11 protein-coding genes are annotated in these 18,263 nt (G+C 66.8%); 7 read left to right on the plus strand and 4 right to left on the minus strand.

Annotated features, from left to right (window positions below; all coding sequences use genetic code 11):
* Positions 1-496: 496 nt before the first annotated feature.
* On the minus strand, positions 497-1,288 hold the full coding sequence (locus ACZ7GX_RS29530) for a hypothetical protein (protein WP_498781341.1): 792 nt from the start codon (positions 1,286-1,288) through the stop codon (positions 497-499).
* Positions 1,289-3,247: 1,959 nt separating this feature from the next.
* Positions 3,248-6,085: a caspase, EACC1-associated type gene (locus ACZ7GX_RS29535; RefSeq protein ID WP_498781343.1), complete on the minus strand. Its 2,838-nt coding sequence runs from the start codon at positions 6,083-6,085 to the stop codon at positions 3,248-3,250.
* Positions 6,086-6,555: 470 nt separating this feature from the next.
* Here ACZ7GX_RS29535 and cas3 point away from each other — a divergent pair, with 470 nt between their 5' ends.
* Genes cas3 through cas6e form a run of 7 tightly spaced genes read left to right on the plus strand, consistent with a single transcriptional unit; the run spans position 6,556 to position 13,952 of the window.
* Positions 6,556-8,916: a CRISPR-associated helicase Cas3' gene (cas3, locus tag ACZ7GX_RS29540; protein ID WP_498781471.1), complete on the plus strand. Its 2,361-nt coding sequence runs from the start codon at positions 6,556-6,558 to the stop codon at positions 8,914-8,916.
* Positions 8,909-9,271: a hypothetical protein gene (locus ACZ7GX_RS29545; protein ID WP_498781345.1), complete on the plus strand. Its 363-nt coding sequence runs from the start codon at positions 8,909-8,911 to the stop codon at positions 9,269-9,271. The genes cas3 and ACZ7GX_RS29545 overlap by 8 nt, the downstream gene beginning before the upstream one ends.
* Positions 9,268-10,866 (plus strand): type I-E CRISPR-associated protein Cse1/CasA, encoded by a 1,599-nt coding sequence (casA, locus tag ACZ7GX_RS29550; RefSeq protein WP_498781347.1) that lies wholly within the window; start codon positions 9,268-9,270, stop codon positions 10,864-10,866. Before ACZ7GX_RS29545 ends, casA begins: the two co-directional genes overlap by 4 nt.
* Positions 10,863-11,474 carry a type I-E CRISPR-associated protein Cse2/CasB gene (casB, locus tag ACZ7GX_RS29555; protein WP_498781348.1) on the plus strand — a complete coding sequence of 204 codons (612 nt, stop codon included), beginning with the start codon at positions 10,863-10,865 and terminating at the stop codon, positions 11,472-11,474. Before casA ends, casB begins: the two co-directional genes overlap by 4 nt.
* Entirely contained in the window at positions 11,474-12,580 is a 1,107-nt protein-coding gene (cas7e, locus tag ACZ7GX_RS29560) for a type I-E CRISPR-associated protein Cas7/Cse4/CasC (protein ID WP_498781350.1), read from the plus strand. Before casB ends, cas7e begins: the two co-directional genes overlap by 1 nt.
* The gene (gene cas5e, locus ACZ7GX_RS29565) at positions 12,577-13,296 is read left to right on the plus strand and encodes a type I-E CRISPR-associated protein Cas5/CasD (RefSeq protein WP_498781352.1); all 720 of its coding nucleotides are present in this window, start codon (positions 12,577-12,579) and stop codon (positions 13,294-13,296) included. The genes cas7e and cas5e overlap by 4 nt, the downstream gene beginning before the upstream one ends.
* Complete coding sequence (gene cas6e, locus ACZ7GX_RS29570) at positions 13,287-13,952, plus strand: type I-E CRISPR-associated protein Cas6/Cse3/CasE (RefSeq protein ID WP_498781353.1); 666 nt, start codon at positions 13,287-13,289, stop codon at positions 13,950-13,952. The genes cas5e and cas6e overlap by 10 nt, the downstream gene beginning before the upstream one ends.
* 726 nt (positions 13,953-14,678) lie before the next feature.
* Here cas6e and dnaK read toward each other — a convergent pair.
* Together dnaK and ACZ7GX_RS29580 are read right to left on the minus strand one after the other, a co-directional pair.
* Positions 14,679-17,837, minus strand: a complete 3,159-nt coding sequence (gene dnaK / locus ACZ7GX_RS29575; RefSeq protein ID WP_498781473.1) for a molecular chaperone DnaK — start codon at positions 17,835-17,837, stop codon at positions 14,679-14,681.
* The gene (locus ACZ7GX_RS29580) at positions 17,834-18,205 is read right to left on the minus strand and encodes a hypothetical protein (RefSeq protein WP_498781354.1); all 372 of its coding nucleotides are present in this window, start codon (positions 18,203-18,205) and stop codon (positions 17,834-17,836) included. The genes dnaK and ACZ7GX_RS29580 overlap by 4 nt, the downstream gene beginning before the upstream one ends.
* Positions 18,206-18,263 lie beyond the last annotated feature (58 nt).

Raw genomic sequence — 18,263 nt, forward strand, 5'->3', positions numbered from 1 at the left:
AACGCCAATCCCCGCCCGTTCCTGTGGACCAAGACCGCCGAGGAGATCCTGGAGTCAATCGCCCGATTTTGTAGGCGGATTTCCGGCGGAGGACACTAGTTCCCAGGGTCGGCCGCGGTGGTCAGGACCCGCCAGTGCTTCAGGTGTGCGCTCGATCGCGGCGCGTAGGGCGGAGTGGCGTGGGTTGTGGAGCGGTCGACCCACGTGATCACCGCGCTCTCGGTCTTTGCTGTGATCTCGTTCGCCGGGTAGTCCTCGTCGGGCCACGCCAGCACTCCGGCGGGCTGCTGCGCGTAGGCGTGACGAGCCGGGCGTTGCGGGGGTGCAGCCGTGCCGACGCAGCCACGACCCGACACCCTGCCCGGTCATGACGACCCCGACCCACCGGATCAGCGCGACCACCGCCGGACGGATCGGCAGCGGGCCGCCGACCGAAATCCCGCTTGATGCCCACTGCCCATAAGCAGGGTTACCCAAATAGTGAACTGTAGGGGCTCTATATGTCGAAGTTCTTGAGCTTCGGGTTGGCGGCCGGTGGTGGCGACCGATCCGGTCCGTCGGCGGCGATCACTACGCCCACCGCCGCGCCGGCCATGATGCAGAACAGCATGAGGAACCCGCCGGCAACCGTCGAATTGCCGCCAAGCCAAGTGACGATCACTGCAGCGCAACCTGCCCCGAATGCGAACAGCGTCCACGACGCCGGGTGATTGATCCACGACCTCCGGGACGACGGCAACCGGTCGTGGACGATGACGTCGGCGAGATCGGCTCTTGGGCGGAACCTGGGCCGTCCATCGAGCAGCACGGTGTAGCGCAGCCGGTGCTGTCGCGTCAGCAGTGCGGGGCCCACGTGCAACGCAGTCCTCGTCACCTTCACTGCGGGCACCCGCACGGCTGCACGTCCGGGGTGTGACTGCTGGTCCAGCAGCGCCACCACCGGCACGCCGAACTCCAACTCGAGCGGCGTCTCGCCGAACGCCGCCGCAGCGATGTCCAGGACGCTGCGACTGACGACGTCCACGGTGACCACGTACGGCCTGCTCAACGGCTGACGCATGTGGGAAACCTCAAGTCCGCTGCCCTGCAGTCCCGGCGCGGCCCGCAGCAGCGACACCTCCGAGTCCACTGTCACGTACAGAACCCGGCGGGGCCGGGCCGAGCGGAACGCCGCCCACGCTCCCACCACGATCGCCACCACGCCGACCACCACCGCCGCGATCGCCCAGAACGTGCCTGAGGCGTACCAGGGCTCCCCTGCCGACAATGACTGCTCGACTAACGGCATCCGCTTATCCAACCATCCCGCTGCGGCCGCCCGGCTCCAGTCGGTGATTGCTCCTGCGTCGAGAACGGCTCTGGTTGACCGCCGGGACAAACCGTGCTCTACAACTATGCTGAGGACTCCGAGGTGAGTATGTGTGGTCGGTGGCGTGGTGCTGGACACCGCGAGCAGCCGTCTCACCCCTGCACCTGGCTCGCCGCCCGACCGTGGTCTCTGGTGCGGGCGTCGGGACTGAGCGTTCTCGTGCCGACGCCGTGCGAGACGGAGCAAGCGCTCGTCCAGTGCTCAAGTTCACGTGGCGATGCCCATCTTGCTGCCGCAGTTACAACGGCCGTAGGTTTCGCGCGAGGATGGCCAGGTTGACGGAAGACGGCGACACCAGGAGGCCTGCCTGGACTCTGTGGGGACCACCTCCGCTCGTGCGGGGAAGACCACGCCGCAACACCGAGGGGTGAATGCGCGGGAGGACCACCCCGCTCGCGCGGGGAAGACATGGCCGACTGGTGGACTGAGAACGGCACCACCGGACCACCTCCGCTCGCGCGGGGAAAGACGGGCCGCCCTGCGGCGGTTCGCCGAACTGGGCCGGACCACCCCCGCTCGCGCGGGGAAGACGTCAGCGCCTAGATCCCGGCCATCCACGCCTGCGAACCACCCCCGCTCACGCGGAGAAGACGACGTGCCCGCCGGGCAGGGCGAGCTTGCCGGGGGACCACCCCCGCTCGCGCGGGAAACCGCAGGCACCTGGCCGACGACCACCGGCGCGCCGAACCACCCCCTCGCGAGGGGAAGACCAGGATGTCTGCCACTTCCACGAACCGCTCCGGGGGGCGACCCCCGCTCGCGCGGGGAAGAGTCGTCGTTGGTGATGTAGAAACCCGCGAACTCGGAACCACCCCCGCTCGCGTGGGAAGACTGGCGCAACGCGGACTTCAGGACGTTGGGGATCGGACCACCCCGCTCGCGCGGGAAAGGCGACGGTCTGATCACCAGCTATCCGACCTACACGGGACCACCCCCGCTCGCGCGGGGAAGATGCCCAGCAGATCGCCGCGGCGACCTCGTTGCGGGGACCACCCCCGCTCCTGCGGGGAAGACCCCGCGTTACGGGTCATCGGACCGGGTCGAGACGGGTCACCCCCGCTCGCGCGGGAAAGGCGCGGTCCTGAACCGCTACCGCGAGCGAGCGCCGGGACGACCCCCGCTCGCGCGGGGAGACATGGACGTGAGCATGTAGCGGCCGTCCGCGTCCGGACCACCCCCGCTCGCGCGGGAAGACGCTGTGGCGCGAGAACGAGTCGTTCCGCAATTTCGGACCACCCCCGCTCCGCGAGGAAGACGTGGGCGGCGCTTGCACGTTGGATGGCTACGGGACCACCTCCGCTCGCGCGGGGAAGACCGGTTGGAAGGACGCAAAGACCGAGGGCCTGCTGGGACCACCCCGCTCGCGGGGAAGACGTCGACCCCGACGCGGGCGCGGTGCCGGGACCACCCCGCTCGCGCGGGGAAGACCGGCAGCTCGGTTACTACGGCTGACCTGCAAACGGACCACCCCCGCTCGCGCGGGGAAGACGGAGCTGCCTGATGGCGCCACAGGACCTGTGGCGGACCACCCCGCTCGCGCGGGGAAGACGTGACGACGAGGCGCAGACCCAGTTCCTCCCCCGGACCATCCCCCGCTCGCGCGGGGAAGACGCTGGCCCGATCCACATGTGCGACGGCGCGTACGGGCCACCCCCGCTCGCGCGGGGAGGACTCGGGCGAGATGGAAGAGGACTCCCTCATCCCCGGACCACCCCAGCTCGCGGGAGGGGGGAAGACACAGCGGCCTCCACCCGACGCCCTACAGCTTCGAGGACCACTCCTGCTCGCGTGGGAACCTCAGACCCCTGGCTCACGCGGAGCGAACGTTAGCTCGGAGGCAGCCCTGCGCACGAGACGAGGGGGTGACGTCTGTCGGGTTCAAAGCTCAAGGCCGTACCGCATTCTTTCCTCGTTGGTTAGTGCCCGTTCCTCGTCAACACTGCCGAGAACTTCGTCCAGGTGTTCGGGCAGAATCCATGTGACCATGTTGTTGTCCCTCGACACCAGGGTGAGGCTGGAGGCATCGTCAGACCAGGTCAGGCTTCGCGCATTATGTGGCGCATCGAGCTCGGCGAGGCATTCACCGGTCGTGCCGTTCCACAACCGGACCGTCTCGTCATGAGATGAACTGGCCAGAAGTTTCCCTTCGGGTGACCATGTCAGGTACGTGATATCGCCAGTGTGTCCGATGCAGACCGCGACCTCACGTTCGGTTTGGCGATCCAGCACGCGGATCTTGTGTTTCCGGTCGGCGACGGTAATAAGGTGGGGCAGGGTGGTGGGCCAACAGACGGCGGTCGCAGGTGTTGAACCCTCGAAGTACTGCACGCGGTGTCCGGTCGCTGCGGACCAGATCACCACGCCGCCTGGGCTTTCCGTGCCCAGCAGTAGAGTGCTGTCGGGCGACCACGCCAGCGGTCCGTGTTGGGTGTCATCGCCGATCATCTCGACGATTTTCCGTTGGTCGTCAGGGGTACAGACGACCACACGGTTGGGGCAGTTCTCGAAGAACGCGTGCGCTGCCACTGCCAGGTGGCGCCCATCTCGAGACCAGGCGACGTGCATGACCATGTCGGGCATTCCGGTGAGGGCGGCGGTGGGTTCACCACCTGAAGGTGACCACAGCAGCACTCCATCCCGGCTTGAGACCGCGATCTGCTGACCGGTTGGCGACCAGGAGACGGCTTGGCCGGTCAGACGGTCGTCCTTCAACTCGGCGGTCACACCCACGTTCGGGTCGACCACCGCCAATGAGTTTCGGCCGGCCGCGCTGACCACCGCTCGGGTCTTATCCGGCGCCCAGTCGAACGCCTCCAGGTCACCGCTGTGAGATTGATGTACGACACCGTGCTCATGGTCCCAGATAAAGACGCTGGTCCAGTGGGCGAAGGCCAGGTGCCGGCCGTCGTGGGACCACTTGAGCAGGACGTTTCCCACGAGAGATACGCCCGACCTATCGGTGACGAGAACATTCATGTCGGTCAGCGTCTGGGTGTTCCAGATATGCACTTCGGCCTCGCGTGCAGGGCCGGCTAGCATCACGCCGATCCTGTTGTCTGTCGGCGACCACTCGAGCGACGCGACACCCGTTGTCTCCCTCTCGGCCAAGAGTTGCCCTGCGAGGTTGTAGATGACCACGCGATACCTGTTGTCGCGACCGAACCCGGCCCACTTCGACTCAACAGGGATGAGGAGGCACATCTTCGCGCTGTCCGGGGACCACGTCAGCTTGGACGGCTTCTCGGAAGTACGGATTACTGTGGCGACGTTGCCGCTGTCGGCGTGGATCACGGTGACACTTTGCTCGTCGAGGAACGCGAGTAGTCGGTCGTCCGGCGACCAGTATGACGTGAGCCCCTGGGGTGCCGCGATGGATTGTGCGTCGATCGTCCGATCATCTCCGGGCGCTGCTTGGATGGACCAGATTACTGCGTCCTCACGGATATAATCCCCGTCGAAGAGTCGCATTCCGTCGTCAGACCATCGGTGGGAACCGGCAAGGAATCTCATTGATTGTGATCGCGCTAAATAACGCATACCGTCGACATGCCAGAGTGATACGGCTCCGCTGTCTTCGTCCAGCAAGAGGCTGCGGGCGTTGCGCGACAAACTCGCACCGTGGAAATCGACGGGTATCGGGTTACTGGCCACGAGCGTTCCGTCGGCGTTCCACTCACACACGGAGCCGTCACGACCGATCGACATCAAGTGGTTGTTCTCCCTGGACCACGCCATCTCGACGACGGGCCCGCCGTGCCCCAGTGGAAGACGACCTGTCTCAGGCTTGACCGTCATGCCCCACAACGTGAGGACGGCAGCCCGGCTCGGCGCCAGGTCGCGGATCGCTGTCAAGACTACCGCTCGCGCCAGCTCCGGGTCCCGGGACCGGAGAGCCTGTGCCTGCGAAGCAACCAAGGTCGATCGACGCTCGAGATAGAGCTGGTGCGCCTCCCGCGAGGCATGCGTTGGCACCGGGTGGGACACAAGCCGCGGCCCGCAAGGACTGTGGGCGAGGACGAGTTCGCCTTCGGCGGCGTTGAGCCAGCGCTGCGGATGCTGCTGGGTACCTTGATCGCGCACGTAGCCCGCCGCGTAGATGTGGGCTTCCTCGACGGTGATCAGGCCGTCGCCGTCCAGGTCGGCATCGCCGGTGCGCAGCCCTTCGACCAGGCCGGCGGTGAACACCGACCCGCCGGAAGGGTCCCCTTCGAACGAGAACTCCCAGTCGCGGGACGCGGTCAGCACAGCATGTCCGCTGCCAACCTCGCCTAACTGCGCCGCCACGGAGTCGGCACCCGCCTTGGTGCGGCCGTGCGCACCGCTGAAGCAGCAATCCAGCACGAGCACCCGGCTGTCCGCCGTGCAGTCAACCAGCAGTTCGTTCAACCACTCCGCGGACAGTGCGGTCGCGCTCAGTCGGTTGGTGCCTGTGTCGGTCGCCGCGAACGCCAGCCGGCCCCGCTTGTCGAGCACGCCGTGACCCGTCAGGTAGACGAGTACAAAGTCGTCGCGGGCCCGGTCCGTCAAGAAGTCTTCCACTGCGACGCGCAGTTCCTGCACCGATCGGTCTACCAGGCAGACGACCTCGAACCCGCCGACGTCGGGATCGGCCAAGACCTGGCCCAATGCGTCCACGTCCCACGCCGGGGCACTCAGCGGACGTAACGCCGTGTCGTCATAACGCCCAGACCCGATCAATAGCGCGAACCGGCCCACCCATCCCACATCCCTCGTATGACACTGCAGACCGACACTCTGACGTGACCCGTCGTGGTCGACGGCCACCTACTTGAGCACCCTAGGTGATCAGTTCCTGTCCGGGCAGCGTTCTGTCTTCGTAGCGCACTTACGTCACCCACTTGCCCCATCGACTCGCAGCCTTTCGTCGGCGAGGTGACACCAGAACTTATGTGGTACGGGCTCGGCAGGGCCCTTTCGAGTGCGAGCGCCTATAAGTGGGAACCGTAATTTTGCGGTATTTGCCCGGATGGTGGTGAACTATCAGCCATCTCAACTGATCTGCAGTTCAGTGGATTGCGCCATTCGGGTGACTTTGAGTGCTCGGTGTAGGCGGGCGGGTGCCGGGTCGGGGTTGTTGTGCACGATATGCTTGTATGTCCCGTCTCGGGAGTCGGAGGACAATCGAGAAGTGATCGGAAAGGTGAGTTGTTGTGGAATCACCTCCCGTGTGGGGTGCCTGGGGGAAGGCGTCCGCGGGGCGGCTGCCTCATCCGCTGGTCTGTCACGTCGTGGACACGGCTGCGGTTGCGGAGTTGCTGATGCCGGTTCTGTTGGGACCGGGGTGTTTGGCTGAGTTGCGCGGTGCTTTCTCGCTGTTGGGCGACGCTGACGGCTGGATCGCATTGCTGTGTGGTGTGCATGATCTGGGGAAGTACGCGCCTGGGTTCCAGGCTCTTCGTGCCGATGTCGCTGTGGAGCGGCTGCCGATGGTGGCGGCGGATGTGTTGTATGTGGAGCGGCCGAAGGGTGTGGGGAAGGTGGATACGCCGCACGGGACGGTGACGGCGTTGCACGTGCGGGGGATGTTGCGGCGTTGGGGGATGGAGACGCGGGGGGCGGTGACGGTCGCGGCGGCGTTGGGTGGTCATCACGGCTACTTCCCGGCTGTCGATCAGGTTGAGCAGGCGAAGCGTGAAGTCAACGATCACGGTGGTCAGCGGTGGGCCGAGTGGCGTGACGAGATGGTGGTGGAGGCGGCGCGGGCGCTGGGCTTGGCTGAGCCTGGGTCGTTGCCGTGGGGTGAGGTGCGGGTTGGTGTTGAGGCGGCGGTGTCGTTGGCGGCGTTGACGTCGGTGAGTGACTGGATCGCGTCCGACACGTCGAACTACACCTCGCCGCAGGGTGGGTTCGATCTGAGCGACTATGTGGCGCAGGCACGGGAGCATGCCCGCGAGGCCGTGTGGAAGGCCGGGTTGCAGGCCTGGGTCGCTCCCGTCGAGACGTCGTTCGGCGCGCTGTTCCCGCACCACGACGAGGTCAGGCCGGTGCAGCGGACGGCGGAGTCGCTGACGGCTGGCCGGACCGGGCCGACGATCCTGGTGGTCGAGGCGCCGACGGGTGAGGGTAAGACGAATCTGGCGCTGCAGGTGGCTGGCACGCTCGTGCGGGATCTGGCGTTGAGCGGGGTTTACGTCGCGATGCCGACGAAGGCGACGAGTCATCAGTTCCTCGGAGAGGTCGAGGGGTTGTTGCGGCGTTTGGGTGATTCGACGGCGGTGCGGTTGATCCACTCCGAGGCGAGGGAGTTCTTGGAGGAGCGTGCGGTTGAGCCGTCCGACGTCGGTCGGGATCACGGTGCGGACTCGGATGTGGCGGCGGGGGAGTGGTTCACCCGCAAGAAGAGCCTGGTGGCTCCTCTGGGGGTGGGCACGCTGGATCAGGCGTTGAAGTCGGTGGTGCGGTCGGGGCACTTGTTCGTGCGGTTGACGGCGTTGTCGAGCAAGGTCGTGGTGTTCGACGAGGTGCACGCCTACGACACGCAGATGTCGAAGCTGCTGGATCGGTTGCTGATGTGGCTGGGGCGGTTGGGTGCGTCCGTCGTCCTGATGTCGGCCACGTTGCCGTCGCGTCGCCGTCGTGAGTTGGTCGTGGCGTGGCAGTCCGGGTTGCTCGGTGTGGCGCCCTCGGCGGTTCCTGCCGAGGAAGGTGCCGCTTCCTACCCGCGGGTCACGATCGCTGGGCGTGAACCGGCCAGGGTGGTGGGGGTCGGTGTGTCGAAGTTGAACGCGGACCGGCGGGTGGTGCTGGACAAGGGAATAGCTGACGATGAGGTTGCCGACTGGTTGATCAGGCGTGCTGAGGGTGGGCGTGCCGCGGCCGCGGTGCACAACATGAGGCCGCGCGCCAAGGCCACCTACGAGGCGGTGCGCGACAAGGTCGAGCACCTGCCCCCGGACCGGCGGCCGGAGGTCGTTCTGCTTCATGGGGAGATGACGAACGCGGTACGCCGTCGTAAGGAAGCGGATTTGCGGTCGTGGTTCGGCCGCGACGGCAAGCATCGGCACGCGATCGTGATCGGTACCCAGGTGTTGGAGCAGAGCCTGGACCTGGATTTCGACGCGATGCTGACCGATCTGGCACCGGTCGATCTGTTGATCCAACGCGCCGGTCGGGCCCACCGGCACCGTCGCGACGACCGCGGAGAACTGGTGCTGGGCATCGCCGGCGTGACCGACACACCAGCGGGGCCGAAGTTCCCGAGGGGCCTGCATGGCGTGTACCGCTTCCACGTACTGACCAGGACGTGGGCGTTGCTGCGTGACCGGTCGGTGATCCGCTGCCCGGACGACGTGTCGGGTTTGATCGACGCGGTGTACGGACCGGAGGACGCGGTCGAATGCCCGGCCGGGTGGGAGCAATCGTGGCGGGCGTCGGCGCAGACCTATCACCGGGCGATCGACAGGGAGCGGGCTCAGGCACGTGAGTGGTACGTGCCCATGCCGATGGCGTTGGAGCGGTTGAACGAGATGACCGACATCCCCAAGTACGTGACGAACCTTCGGAGCGGGGGCAGGCGGCGTGGCTGAGCATCCCGAGCCGCTGAGCATGACGGTGTCCGTCGCCTTGCTGAAACGCGATCCGTCCTCCGGTGCGGTGACCACGGTGTCGGGTAACGAGCCGCTCGACCTGGCCGATGATCGACTGTCAGCGGGGGTGACGGGGCAGGTGCTCGACGATGCGACGGTGTTGTCGGCGCCAGACGGTGTGCCCGAGGCGGTGGTGTGTGCACTGCAGGCGGCCGCGGTGCCGGCGGCATTCGCGGCGCAGCCGTGGTTGCTGCACCACCGGGCGCTGGTGTTCGAGAACGGACGCTGTGTGGTGGGGGATCGGGTGTTGCACTACGACGAGGAGTTCGGTGTGTATACCGATGATGACGTGTGACCGGCGCTGGTTTCGGCCTGCTCACCCAGCCGTGGATCCCCGTGCTGGACATGGACGGCCAAGCTGACGAGGTCGGTTTGGAGGACGTTCTTCTTCGGGCTCATGAGTTGCGGCGGATCACCGGTGAGACGCCGCCGATGACCGCCGCTTTGCACCGTTTGGTGCTGGCGCTGCTGCACCGTGCCTACGGACCGGAGACGGAGCAGGACTGGGGCACGTCGTGGCGCGACCCGGCTCTGCCCGAGGCCCGTCTGCGGAAGTACCTCACGGGCAAGGAACCCAGGTTCGACCTGTTCGATCCTGTGCGACCGTTCTTCCAGTGCCCGGCGTTGGCGAAGTTGACGCCGAGCACGCCGTTCAAGCTGGTGCCGCACCGGGCGGTGGGCAACAAGGTCACGTTGTTCGACCACACTACGGCATCCGATCGGGTGACGATGACGCCTGCGGAGGCGGCCCGCTGGTTGGTCACCGCTCAGGCGTTCGACCCAGGTGGGATGAAGACCCCGTTCATCAAGGACAAGTCGTCGCAGAAAGCCCCGTGCAACACGATGGGCGTGGTGCTGGTCGAAGGCGCGACGCTAAAGGAAACACTGCTGCTCAACGCTCTTCGCTACCATCCGGAACTCGAGCGCCCGGACGGCACGTGGCCGGACGACCACCCCGTGTGGGAACAAGCGGAGCCGCCGGGCGGCGAGCCGGAGACCTCGCAGATCTCGCAAGGCTGGACGGATCTCCTGACCTGGCAGTCCCGGCGGATCCTTCTGTTCCACCGCCAGGTCGACGACCAGCGCGTGGTGGACGGGGTGATCGTGACGCCGGGGGACCGGTACGACGGTTCGCAGGCCGATGATGAGAAGATGGCGGCGTTCCGCAAACCGGTCGGGACGAACGGCAAACCGATGAAGGACAAGCCGTTGTTGCCGGTGCGCTTGCATCCGGTGCGTGGCGTGTGGCGGCACAGCGTGGAGTTGCTGCTGACCGACCGGCGCGAGGAGAACAAGTCCCGCCTGCGGCCCAGGACCCTGCACGCGATCCCGGACCGTGTCGTGCACGGCTACATCCCGGCTGATGCGGTGTACACGTTGCGGGTGTTCGGGCAGCAGTTGGACGACAACAACTCGGTGGTCGAGGCCTACCTGGAAGATCAGGTTCCGGCGCCGATGGCGTTGCTGCGGGCTGATGACGAGGTGTTGGGTGCGTTGATCGGCACGGCCATCAGCCTGGCCGACAGCGCCGGGGCGGCGCTGCGGCACATGGAACGCGACTACCGCAAGGACAAACGAGCCAAGCCGTCAAGCACGCTGGATCTGGACTACTGGCCCAAGCTGACCACGCCCTTCGCCACGCTGCTCACCGAGCTGGCGGTGGCGTGGCCAACGGGCGCGGCCTCCACCGCGGCGGTCACGGCGTGGTCGAGGCACGTGCGCCGCACCGCGCAACGCGCGGCGCAACGGTGGGCCGGTGGTGCCCAGGCCGAGGCGGCCGACCTGTTGCTGATGGCCAAGTACCTCGACCGGTTCCTCACCCGCCTCGACAAGCTGATCCGCACCTTCGACCACGAGGTGCGCAACTACATCCCCCGGGAGGAGGAATGACCGAGCCGATGTCCGTTCGCGACCGCCGGCAAGCGTTCGTTGACAACCTCTACGCCCGCGAACGCGGCACCCGATCGAAAAATCCCAAGATCGCGGGCGAGTGCCGTCAGGCTCTGGCGAGGATGCGCCGGATGTTCTCCGGAACCCGGCAGCAGGCCGAGGCGTTCGAGTACGTCTTCCCCTACGACCCGCCGCAGGCCGAGCAGGACACCTGGCTGCTGGTGGCGGGGCTGTTCGCCCTCAACCCCCAGCCGCCGCGCAGCAGGAAGGGCCGCCGGACATTCGGCGCCTCGATGGGCGAGCTGAAGGCCAAGACCGGCTCCACCGCCGATCGCCGCTTCACCCAGCTACTGGCACGTGACCGCGACGCCCTGTCACACCACCTGCGCCAGACCGTCCGCCTGCTCGCGTCCCACGACATCCCGATCGACCACCACCAGCTGCTCGACGACCTGGTGGTGCTGCTCGGCGAGAACTACCGCGGCGACCACGCCCACCAGATCCGCCTGAACTGGGCCCGCGACTACCACGTTCCGACAAGGAATGGCCGGTCGACCGAGGCAGTCGCCGACAACGACGACGAAGAACCCGAACCCGGAGACGCATAGTGATCCTCGAACTGCACCTGCTGCAGTCCTTCCCGGTCAGCAACCTCAACCGCGACGACGTCGGCCAGCCCAAGACGGCGACCTTCGGCGGGCACACCCGTGCGCGAATTTCCAGCCAGTCACTAAAGCGCGCCGCGCGGCTGCTGTTCAACGACCACGGCCTGGCAGTCGGCGAGACCGGCGTGCGGACCAAGCGCTTGGTCGACAGCGCCACCGAGCTGCTCGTCGACCAGGGACGCGAGGAGAAGGAAGCGCGGGAGATCGTCATGGCCGCGCTGGGTCACCTCGGGTTCGGCGTCGATGTCAATAAGGGACTGACTCAGTACCTGCTGTTCGTCGGCCGGTCCTCGATCGAGCACCTGGCCGAGTACTGCCTGGTCAACTGGGACACGCTGGCCAAGATCGAAAAGAAGGGCACGAAAGCCAAGCCCGACAAGAACACGTCGGCCGAGGCCAAGCGTATCCTCGACGGCAGCCGCGCGGTCGACGTGGCGCTGTTCGGGCGGATGATCGCCGACAACAAGGACTTCAACGTCGACGCCGCCTCCCAGGTCGCCCACGCGCTGTCCACCCACGCCGTGGTCAACGAGTTCGACTTCTACACCGCGGTCGACGACCTCAAGGCCACCGAGGACTCCGGCGCGGACATGATCGGCACTGTCGACTTCAACTCCGCCTGCTACTACCGCTACGCCAACGTCGACCTCACCCAACTCGCCCACAACCTGGGTGACGACGCCGAGCTGGCCGCTCGCGGCGTGCGGGCATGGCTGCACGCGTTCGTCAACGCCGTGCCCGGCGGCAAGCAGAACTCCACCGCCGCCCGCACCATGCCCAACACCCTGCTCGGCGTCGTGCGCGAAACCGGCGCCTGGAACCTCGCCAACGCCTTCCTCAAGCCGGTCACCGACGCCGACCTCATGGCCGCTTCCACCGACCGCCTCACCCGACACTTCACCCAGCTGCGCACCTTCTACGGCAGCACCGGCCTGCACACCGTTGTAGGCGCCTCCGTCGCAGGGACGTTGAACCACCTGCCCGAGGACGAGATCGTGACCGGTATCGACGAGTTCACCGGCCGACTGCTGGCCGCAGCGACCGCATGAGCGTCGCCTCGCTGGCCCTGTGCTTCGACGCCCCGCTGCAATCGTGGGGCACCCGTTCACGCGGCATCATCCGCGACACCACCCGTGAACCCACCAAATCCGGGGTTGTCGGGCTGCTCGCCGCCGCACTGGGCAAAAACCGTGAAGACGACGAGGCGACGGAGGCGCTCGCGAACCTGCACATGGCCGTGCGGGTCGACCGCGAAGGCATCCTCGAACGTGACTTCCACACCACCCAGAACGTGCCCACGACCGAGGGCAAAGGGCACCGCACCGTGGTCAGCGAGCGCTACTACCTCGCCGACGCGCTCTTCCTCGTCGTACTCGAAGGCAACCCCACCCTGCTGGAAGAACTGCACGACCGGGTCGGCCGCCCCCACTGGCCACTGTTCTTCGGTCGCCGCGCATTCGTCCCGGCCCGCTCCCTGCTCACCCGCCAAGCACTGAGCGAACAACCGGCCACCGAAGTGATCGCCGCCCACCCGTGGTTGGAAATCGACCCCGACGTGCACAACGCCGAACGCCGGCGCCTGGCCACCGACCGCACCCCGCTGCGCACTGTCACCGACTGTGCCCCCACCACAGCCGGCGCCGAACCCCGCCACGACCACCCCGTCAGCATTGCCCAACGGACCTTCCGCACCCGCCACGTCCTGGTAGCCGACACCACCCTCACCGACGAGATGATCCGCACAGGAGAGACCTCGTGTTCCTGACCAAACTGACCATCAACGTCAGGTCCCGCGAGTTCCGCCGCGACTTCGCCAACATCCACGACCTGCACCGCACCGTCATGTCCGCCTACCCCGACACCGACGACGACCTCCCCGCCCGCCAAGCCCACGGCGTCCTCTGGCGCCTGGACCCCACCCACACCGGCTACACCGCCTACATCCAAAGCAACACCACCCCGACCTGGACCAAGCTACCCCGCGACTACACCACCACCACACCCGAAGTCCGCCCACTGCAACCCGTGCTCGACGCCATCGCCCCCGGCCGCAAACTGTCCTTCCGACTTCTCGCCAACGCCACCCAGGACACCCGCCCCATCCCACTCAAAGGCAAAACCCGCCGCGTCGCACACCGCCAACCCGAAGACCAGATCACCTGGCTCATCCGCAAAGGCGAACAACACGGCTTCGTCATCCCCACCGCCCGCGACGGCCAACCCGACGTCAACCCCTCACCCGTCCCGAGAATGACCGGCCACAAAGACAACACCACCATCACCATCGACCCCGTCCGCTTCGACGGCCACCTCATCATCACCGACCACACCACCTTCACCGACGCCCTCACCACCGGCATCGGACGCGCCAAGGCCTACGGCTGCGGCCTCCTCACCCTCGCCCCACCACGCAACACATAACCCACCCCCACCCGCACGAAGAAGATCACGACGGCCGAGCTGAAGCGTGTCCGCAGTCGCGGATCCCCGCTCGCGCGGAAAGACTCCGGCCGTCACGCAACTGGACCGCTATGTTCGAAGCACCCCAGCTCGCGCAGGGAAGGCCGCGTGACGGCGCGAATCCGCAACCTGGACGGCGGACCACCCTTGCTCACGCGGTAAAGACTTGAGGCGGCGGATCAGTCGAACAGGGCGGACCACCCCCGCTCGCGCGGGAAAAAAACTGAATTATCATGTCAAGCGGTAGTGTTCGTGGGCGATCACCGGACGCTACCGCGTTACTCTGCGTGGGGATACCGAGGTAGAACGTGCCGCGCCCCTTAGCCGGCTTTGGCTATCAAGCACGGTGGCGTGCGCAGACCAGGATTGCCCTCGGCGTGACGTGGTGGGCATCGACGGACGCCTGCCACGAAATCCACAGGACCATCCGAAAGCCGGTTCTGACCGCGGCGGAGGTCGCCGTTCGATCTTGCTTCCGGCTGGTTGATCAGCACCTAGCTCATCGGACCTCCTCGCGGTTGCAGATCGTGGCCGCACGAGGGCGCGGTGGCACTGCGCGAGACGACCCTGCGTCCGTTCTAGGGTTGCCCGGCGGAGGGGTTCCTGGCAATGTCATTGGTGGAGTGCAGTCAGTTGTCGATGGTCATTTCGCAGTTGAGGACTCGAAGTGAGCATATTCCTCGATCGTTACAGCGGCACCAGGCTACGGAGTGATTCGAGGTTGAGGAGTGCTTGGGTGACGTGGCTGCGCTTGCGGCTGGAATTCGGCTGCCCTTCATGACGTGCGACGCTCAGAGCTTCCTCGGCGAGCGCGAGTGCGTCGCGGTGGTCGCCGATGTCCCGCACAGTGAGACTCAGTTCGTACAGCGAGGTGTACAGCCGACCGCGGTGGCGGTCGAACTCGAGTGGAGGGAGTTCCCGTGCTGCGGTCACGGCCTCGTGACCGAATGCGCGAGCCTCTAGAAGCCGTCCTGCCAACCGCAGGTCGCGGGCGAGGTCGAGAAGGGATTCGACCAAGTGGACAGCAATTTCCCTCTCTTTATCCTCCCACGCGCGAGAGACCTCCAACGCCTCCTCGTGCACGGCCAGCGCCTCGGTGAGCCGTCCTGCCCGGCGTAGGCTGTTGCCGAGATCTTGCAACGACAGGACCAGGGGAAGTCGCCCCAACTCGGTTTCGGCGAGCTGTGCGCGTGCCTGCGCCACGGCAGCTTCGGCGTACACGAGCGCCGGGTCCCGGACCGCCCCTTCTCGCTTGGGAGGCGAGGGCTCGTCCGCGGACAGGCTGGCTTCCGGTTCCGACGTCGATCCGGCGGGTGCAGCGACCAGACCGCCGGTGTCATCGGCCGGGCGAGCGTTCTGGGCAGTGTCGCGGGATACGGTGATCGCCGCCGTGTCGCCCGTGCCCAGGTCTTTGGCGGACACGTGCACGATGCCGTTCGCGTCGATGTCGAAGGTGACCTCGATCTGCGGGACGCCGCGGGGCGCGGGCGGCAGGCCGGTCAGCTCGAACATGCCGAGCTTCTTGTTGTCGCGGGCGAACTCGCGCTCGCCCTGGAACACCTGGATCCGTACGGACGGCTGGTTGTCGTCGGCGGTGGTGAAGATCTCCGAGCGCTTGGTCGGGATCGTCGTGTTGCGCTCGATGAGCTTGGTCATCACGCCGCCCTTGGTCTCGATGCCCAGGGACAGCGGGGTGACGTCGAGCAGCAGGACGTCCTTGACCTCGCCCTTCAGCACACCGGCCTGCAGCGCCGCGCCGACCGCGATCGCCTGGTCGGGGTCGACTCCGGTCACCGGCTCGACCCCGGTCACTTCATGGATGAGACCGGCCACCGCGGGCATGCGCGTGGAACCGCCGACCAGCACCACTTCGTCGATGTCGGCGGCGGTGATCTCGGCGTCGCGCAACGCCTGCTCGATCAGCGCCCGGCAGCGCTCCAGCAGGTCGGCGGTCAGACGGTCGAACTCGACGCGGGTGAGCACCGCCTGGAGGTGCAGCGGTGTACTGCCCGACGCTCCGAGGTAGTGCAGGGTCACCGTGGTCTCGGCGGCGTCCGACAGGTCGAGTTTGGCCTGCTCCGCCGCGTCCCGGATGCGCTGGTAGGCGTTGTGGTCGTAGGTGGGGAGCACGCCGTGGTCCTGCCGGTACCGGTCGACGAGCCAGTCGACGACACGCTGTCGCCAGTCCTCGCCGCCGAGGTGATTGTCGCCGGAGGCCGCACGAACTTCGACCACGCCTTCGGACATCTCCAGCACAGAGACGTCCAAGGTCCCGCCGCCGAGGTCGAAGACCAGAATGGTGGCTTCGTCGTTCTGCCTGCCCAGGCCGTAAGCGAGTGCCGCCGCGGTGGGTTCGTTGATCAGGCGCAGCGCCTGGATGCCGGCTGTCAGCGCCGCCTGGGCCAGGGCCTCCCGCTCCACCACGCCGTAATACGCGGGTACGGTGATCACTGCGGCGTCGACCGGCGTACCCACATGTGCCTCAGCGTCGATGCGCAACCGTTCCAGCACGTGGGCCGCGACGACTTCCGCGGAATGCTCAACGCCGTCGACCCGGGCCGTCCAGTCGGTGCCCAGCCGGCGCTTCACGGCGGACACCGTGCGGTCCGCCTGCTGAAAGGCCAGCCGCTTGGCTACCTCGCCCACCAGCACCCCGCCACCCGCGGGGAAGCTGACGACACTGGGTGTCAACGTCGAGCCGTGCGTATTGCGCACTACCGCAGGAGTCCTGCCCTCCTCCAGCACAGCGATGGTCGAGTTGGTGGTGCCGAAGTCGATGCCCACCGAGTGTCGGCCCGCCGTGCGCAGCACCTGGTCGCCTTGTACGCCCGTGGTCGAGAGCGGGACCCGGCTGCCGATCTCGCGCTCCCACACCGCCTTGGCCCGCTCCGCCACCTCCGGGTCGGCGTCGCGGGTGAGCGGGAGTAGAGCTTCCCTCGCGGCCTCGCGAGTCCTCGGTGTTGCCTCGCGCAGCAGCCGTTCCAGGCCCAAGGTCGCACCGAAGCGCTCCCACGGCTTGCCGGCGACGACGGCGTGGTGCAGTTCCACGGGGATCAGCGGCGCGACCTGACTGCCGAGGTAGAAGGACTGGATGTTGCGTCCGATATAGAGCGAGCCGCCAAGGCGGTCCACGGACAACTCGGGTGTCTGCTCGGGCACCTTGCGCGGCACCTCCTGCCGCACGTATCGGTACAGGTCGACCACGCTGATGAAGCCGTCGGCGTCCATGTCGGCCATCCCGGTACGCAGCCCTTCGACCATCGTCGCGGTGAAGACGGAAGGCTGCCCGGGCGCCAGGCTCAACAACGTCGACTCGTGCGCGAACTGCAAGGCCGAGCACGCGGTGATCACCGCCTTTCCCTGGCCGTCGAAGTGCTGGTCCACCTCGACGCGCCGCGCGCTCTCGTTCCGGGAACGCATGCCCTTGACGTAGCTACCGCTGTAGCAGCAGTCCAACGTCAGCACGACGCCGCGGGAGCGCGACTGCTCGATCTGCTGGTTGACGAAGTGGGCGGACACACCGGTCGCGGCCGGGTAGTCGTAGTCGGTGTCCTTGGCTGCGAAGTGCAGTTCGCGACTGCGCTCATCGCGCTTGCCATGGCACGATAAGTGCATCAGCAACTGATCGGCACGGTCTGCGGCGGCGAAGAAGGACTCGACCTCGCGACGCACCGACCGCGCGTCCTGCTCGGCGACCACGCGGACGTCGAACTCGCCCACGAGTCGGGACTCCAGGACGTGCTTCAGCTCCCTGGCATCGGCGGCCGCACCCGGCAGGTTCGCGAACCGCGCGTCGTCGTAGACCTGATTGGCGACGATGAGCGCCTTCTTGCGCGCGAGCCTCAGCGCTGTGCCTCCGTCGCCTTGATGAAGTGGTCCACCAACTGCTCCTGCTGCTCGGCGGTGGCGTTGGTGAGCGACATACGATGCTTGCCGATGGTGATCTCCACCTGGTTGACCGCGCTGCGGGTGAACCAGCGCTGGACGCGTTCGGCGGCCATCCGCGCGATGCCCGAATCGACGATGCCCTGGACGACGACGAGAGCCGTCTCGACCAGCTCAGCTCCGCGGGTGTGCGCCGGCGCTGGTCCCGACACCTTGCGCATGCCGTGGACGTCCACCTCACGCAGGTCTTCGAGCAGGCTGTGGATGGCGTCGTCCAACTCCAGGGCGGTGAGCCGATCATCGACGATGCCTACGACGATGTTGGTCATCAGTGCTGCCTTCCCTCGGTCTCCTGCTATGTGGATCGTCATAGCACGCCGTGGCGTT

The organism is Actinosynnema sp. NPDC037264 (genome assembly GCF_055603705.1).

What these genes read in the sequence shown, in the direction of transcription:
- ACZ7GX_RS29530 (WP_498781341.1), bottom strand. Translation starts at nt 1,288, where the DNA reads ATGCCGTTAGTCGAGCAGTCATTGTCGGCAGGGGAGCCCTGGTACGCC.
- casB (WP_498781348.1), top strand. Translation starts at nt 10,863, where the DNA reads ATGACCGAGCCGATGTCCGTTCGCGACCGCCGGCAAGCGTTCGTTGAC.
- cas5e (WP_498781352.1), top strand. Translation starts at nt 12,577, where the DNA reads ATGAGCGTCGCCTCGCTGGCCCTGTGCTTCGACGCCCCGCTGCAATCG.
- ACZ7GX_RS29580 (WP_498781354.1), bottom strand. Translation starts at nt 18,205, where the DNA reads ATGACCAACATCGTCGTAGGCATCGTCGATGATCGGCTCACCGCCCTG.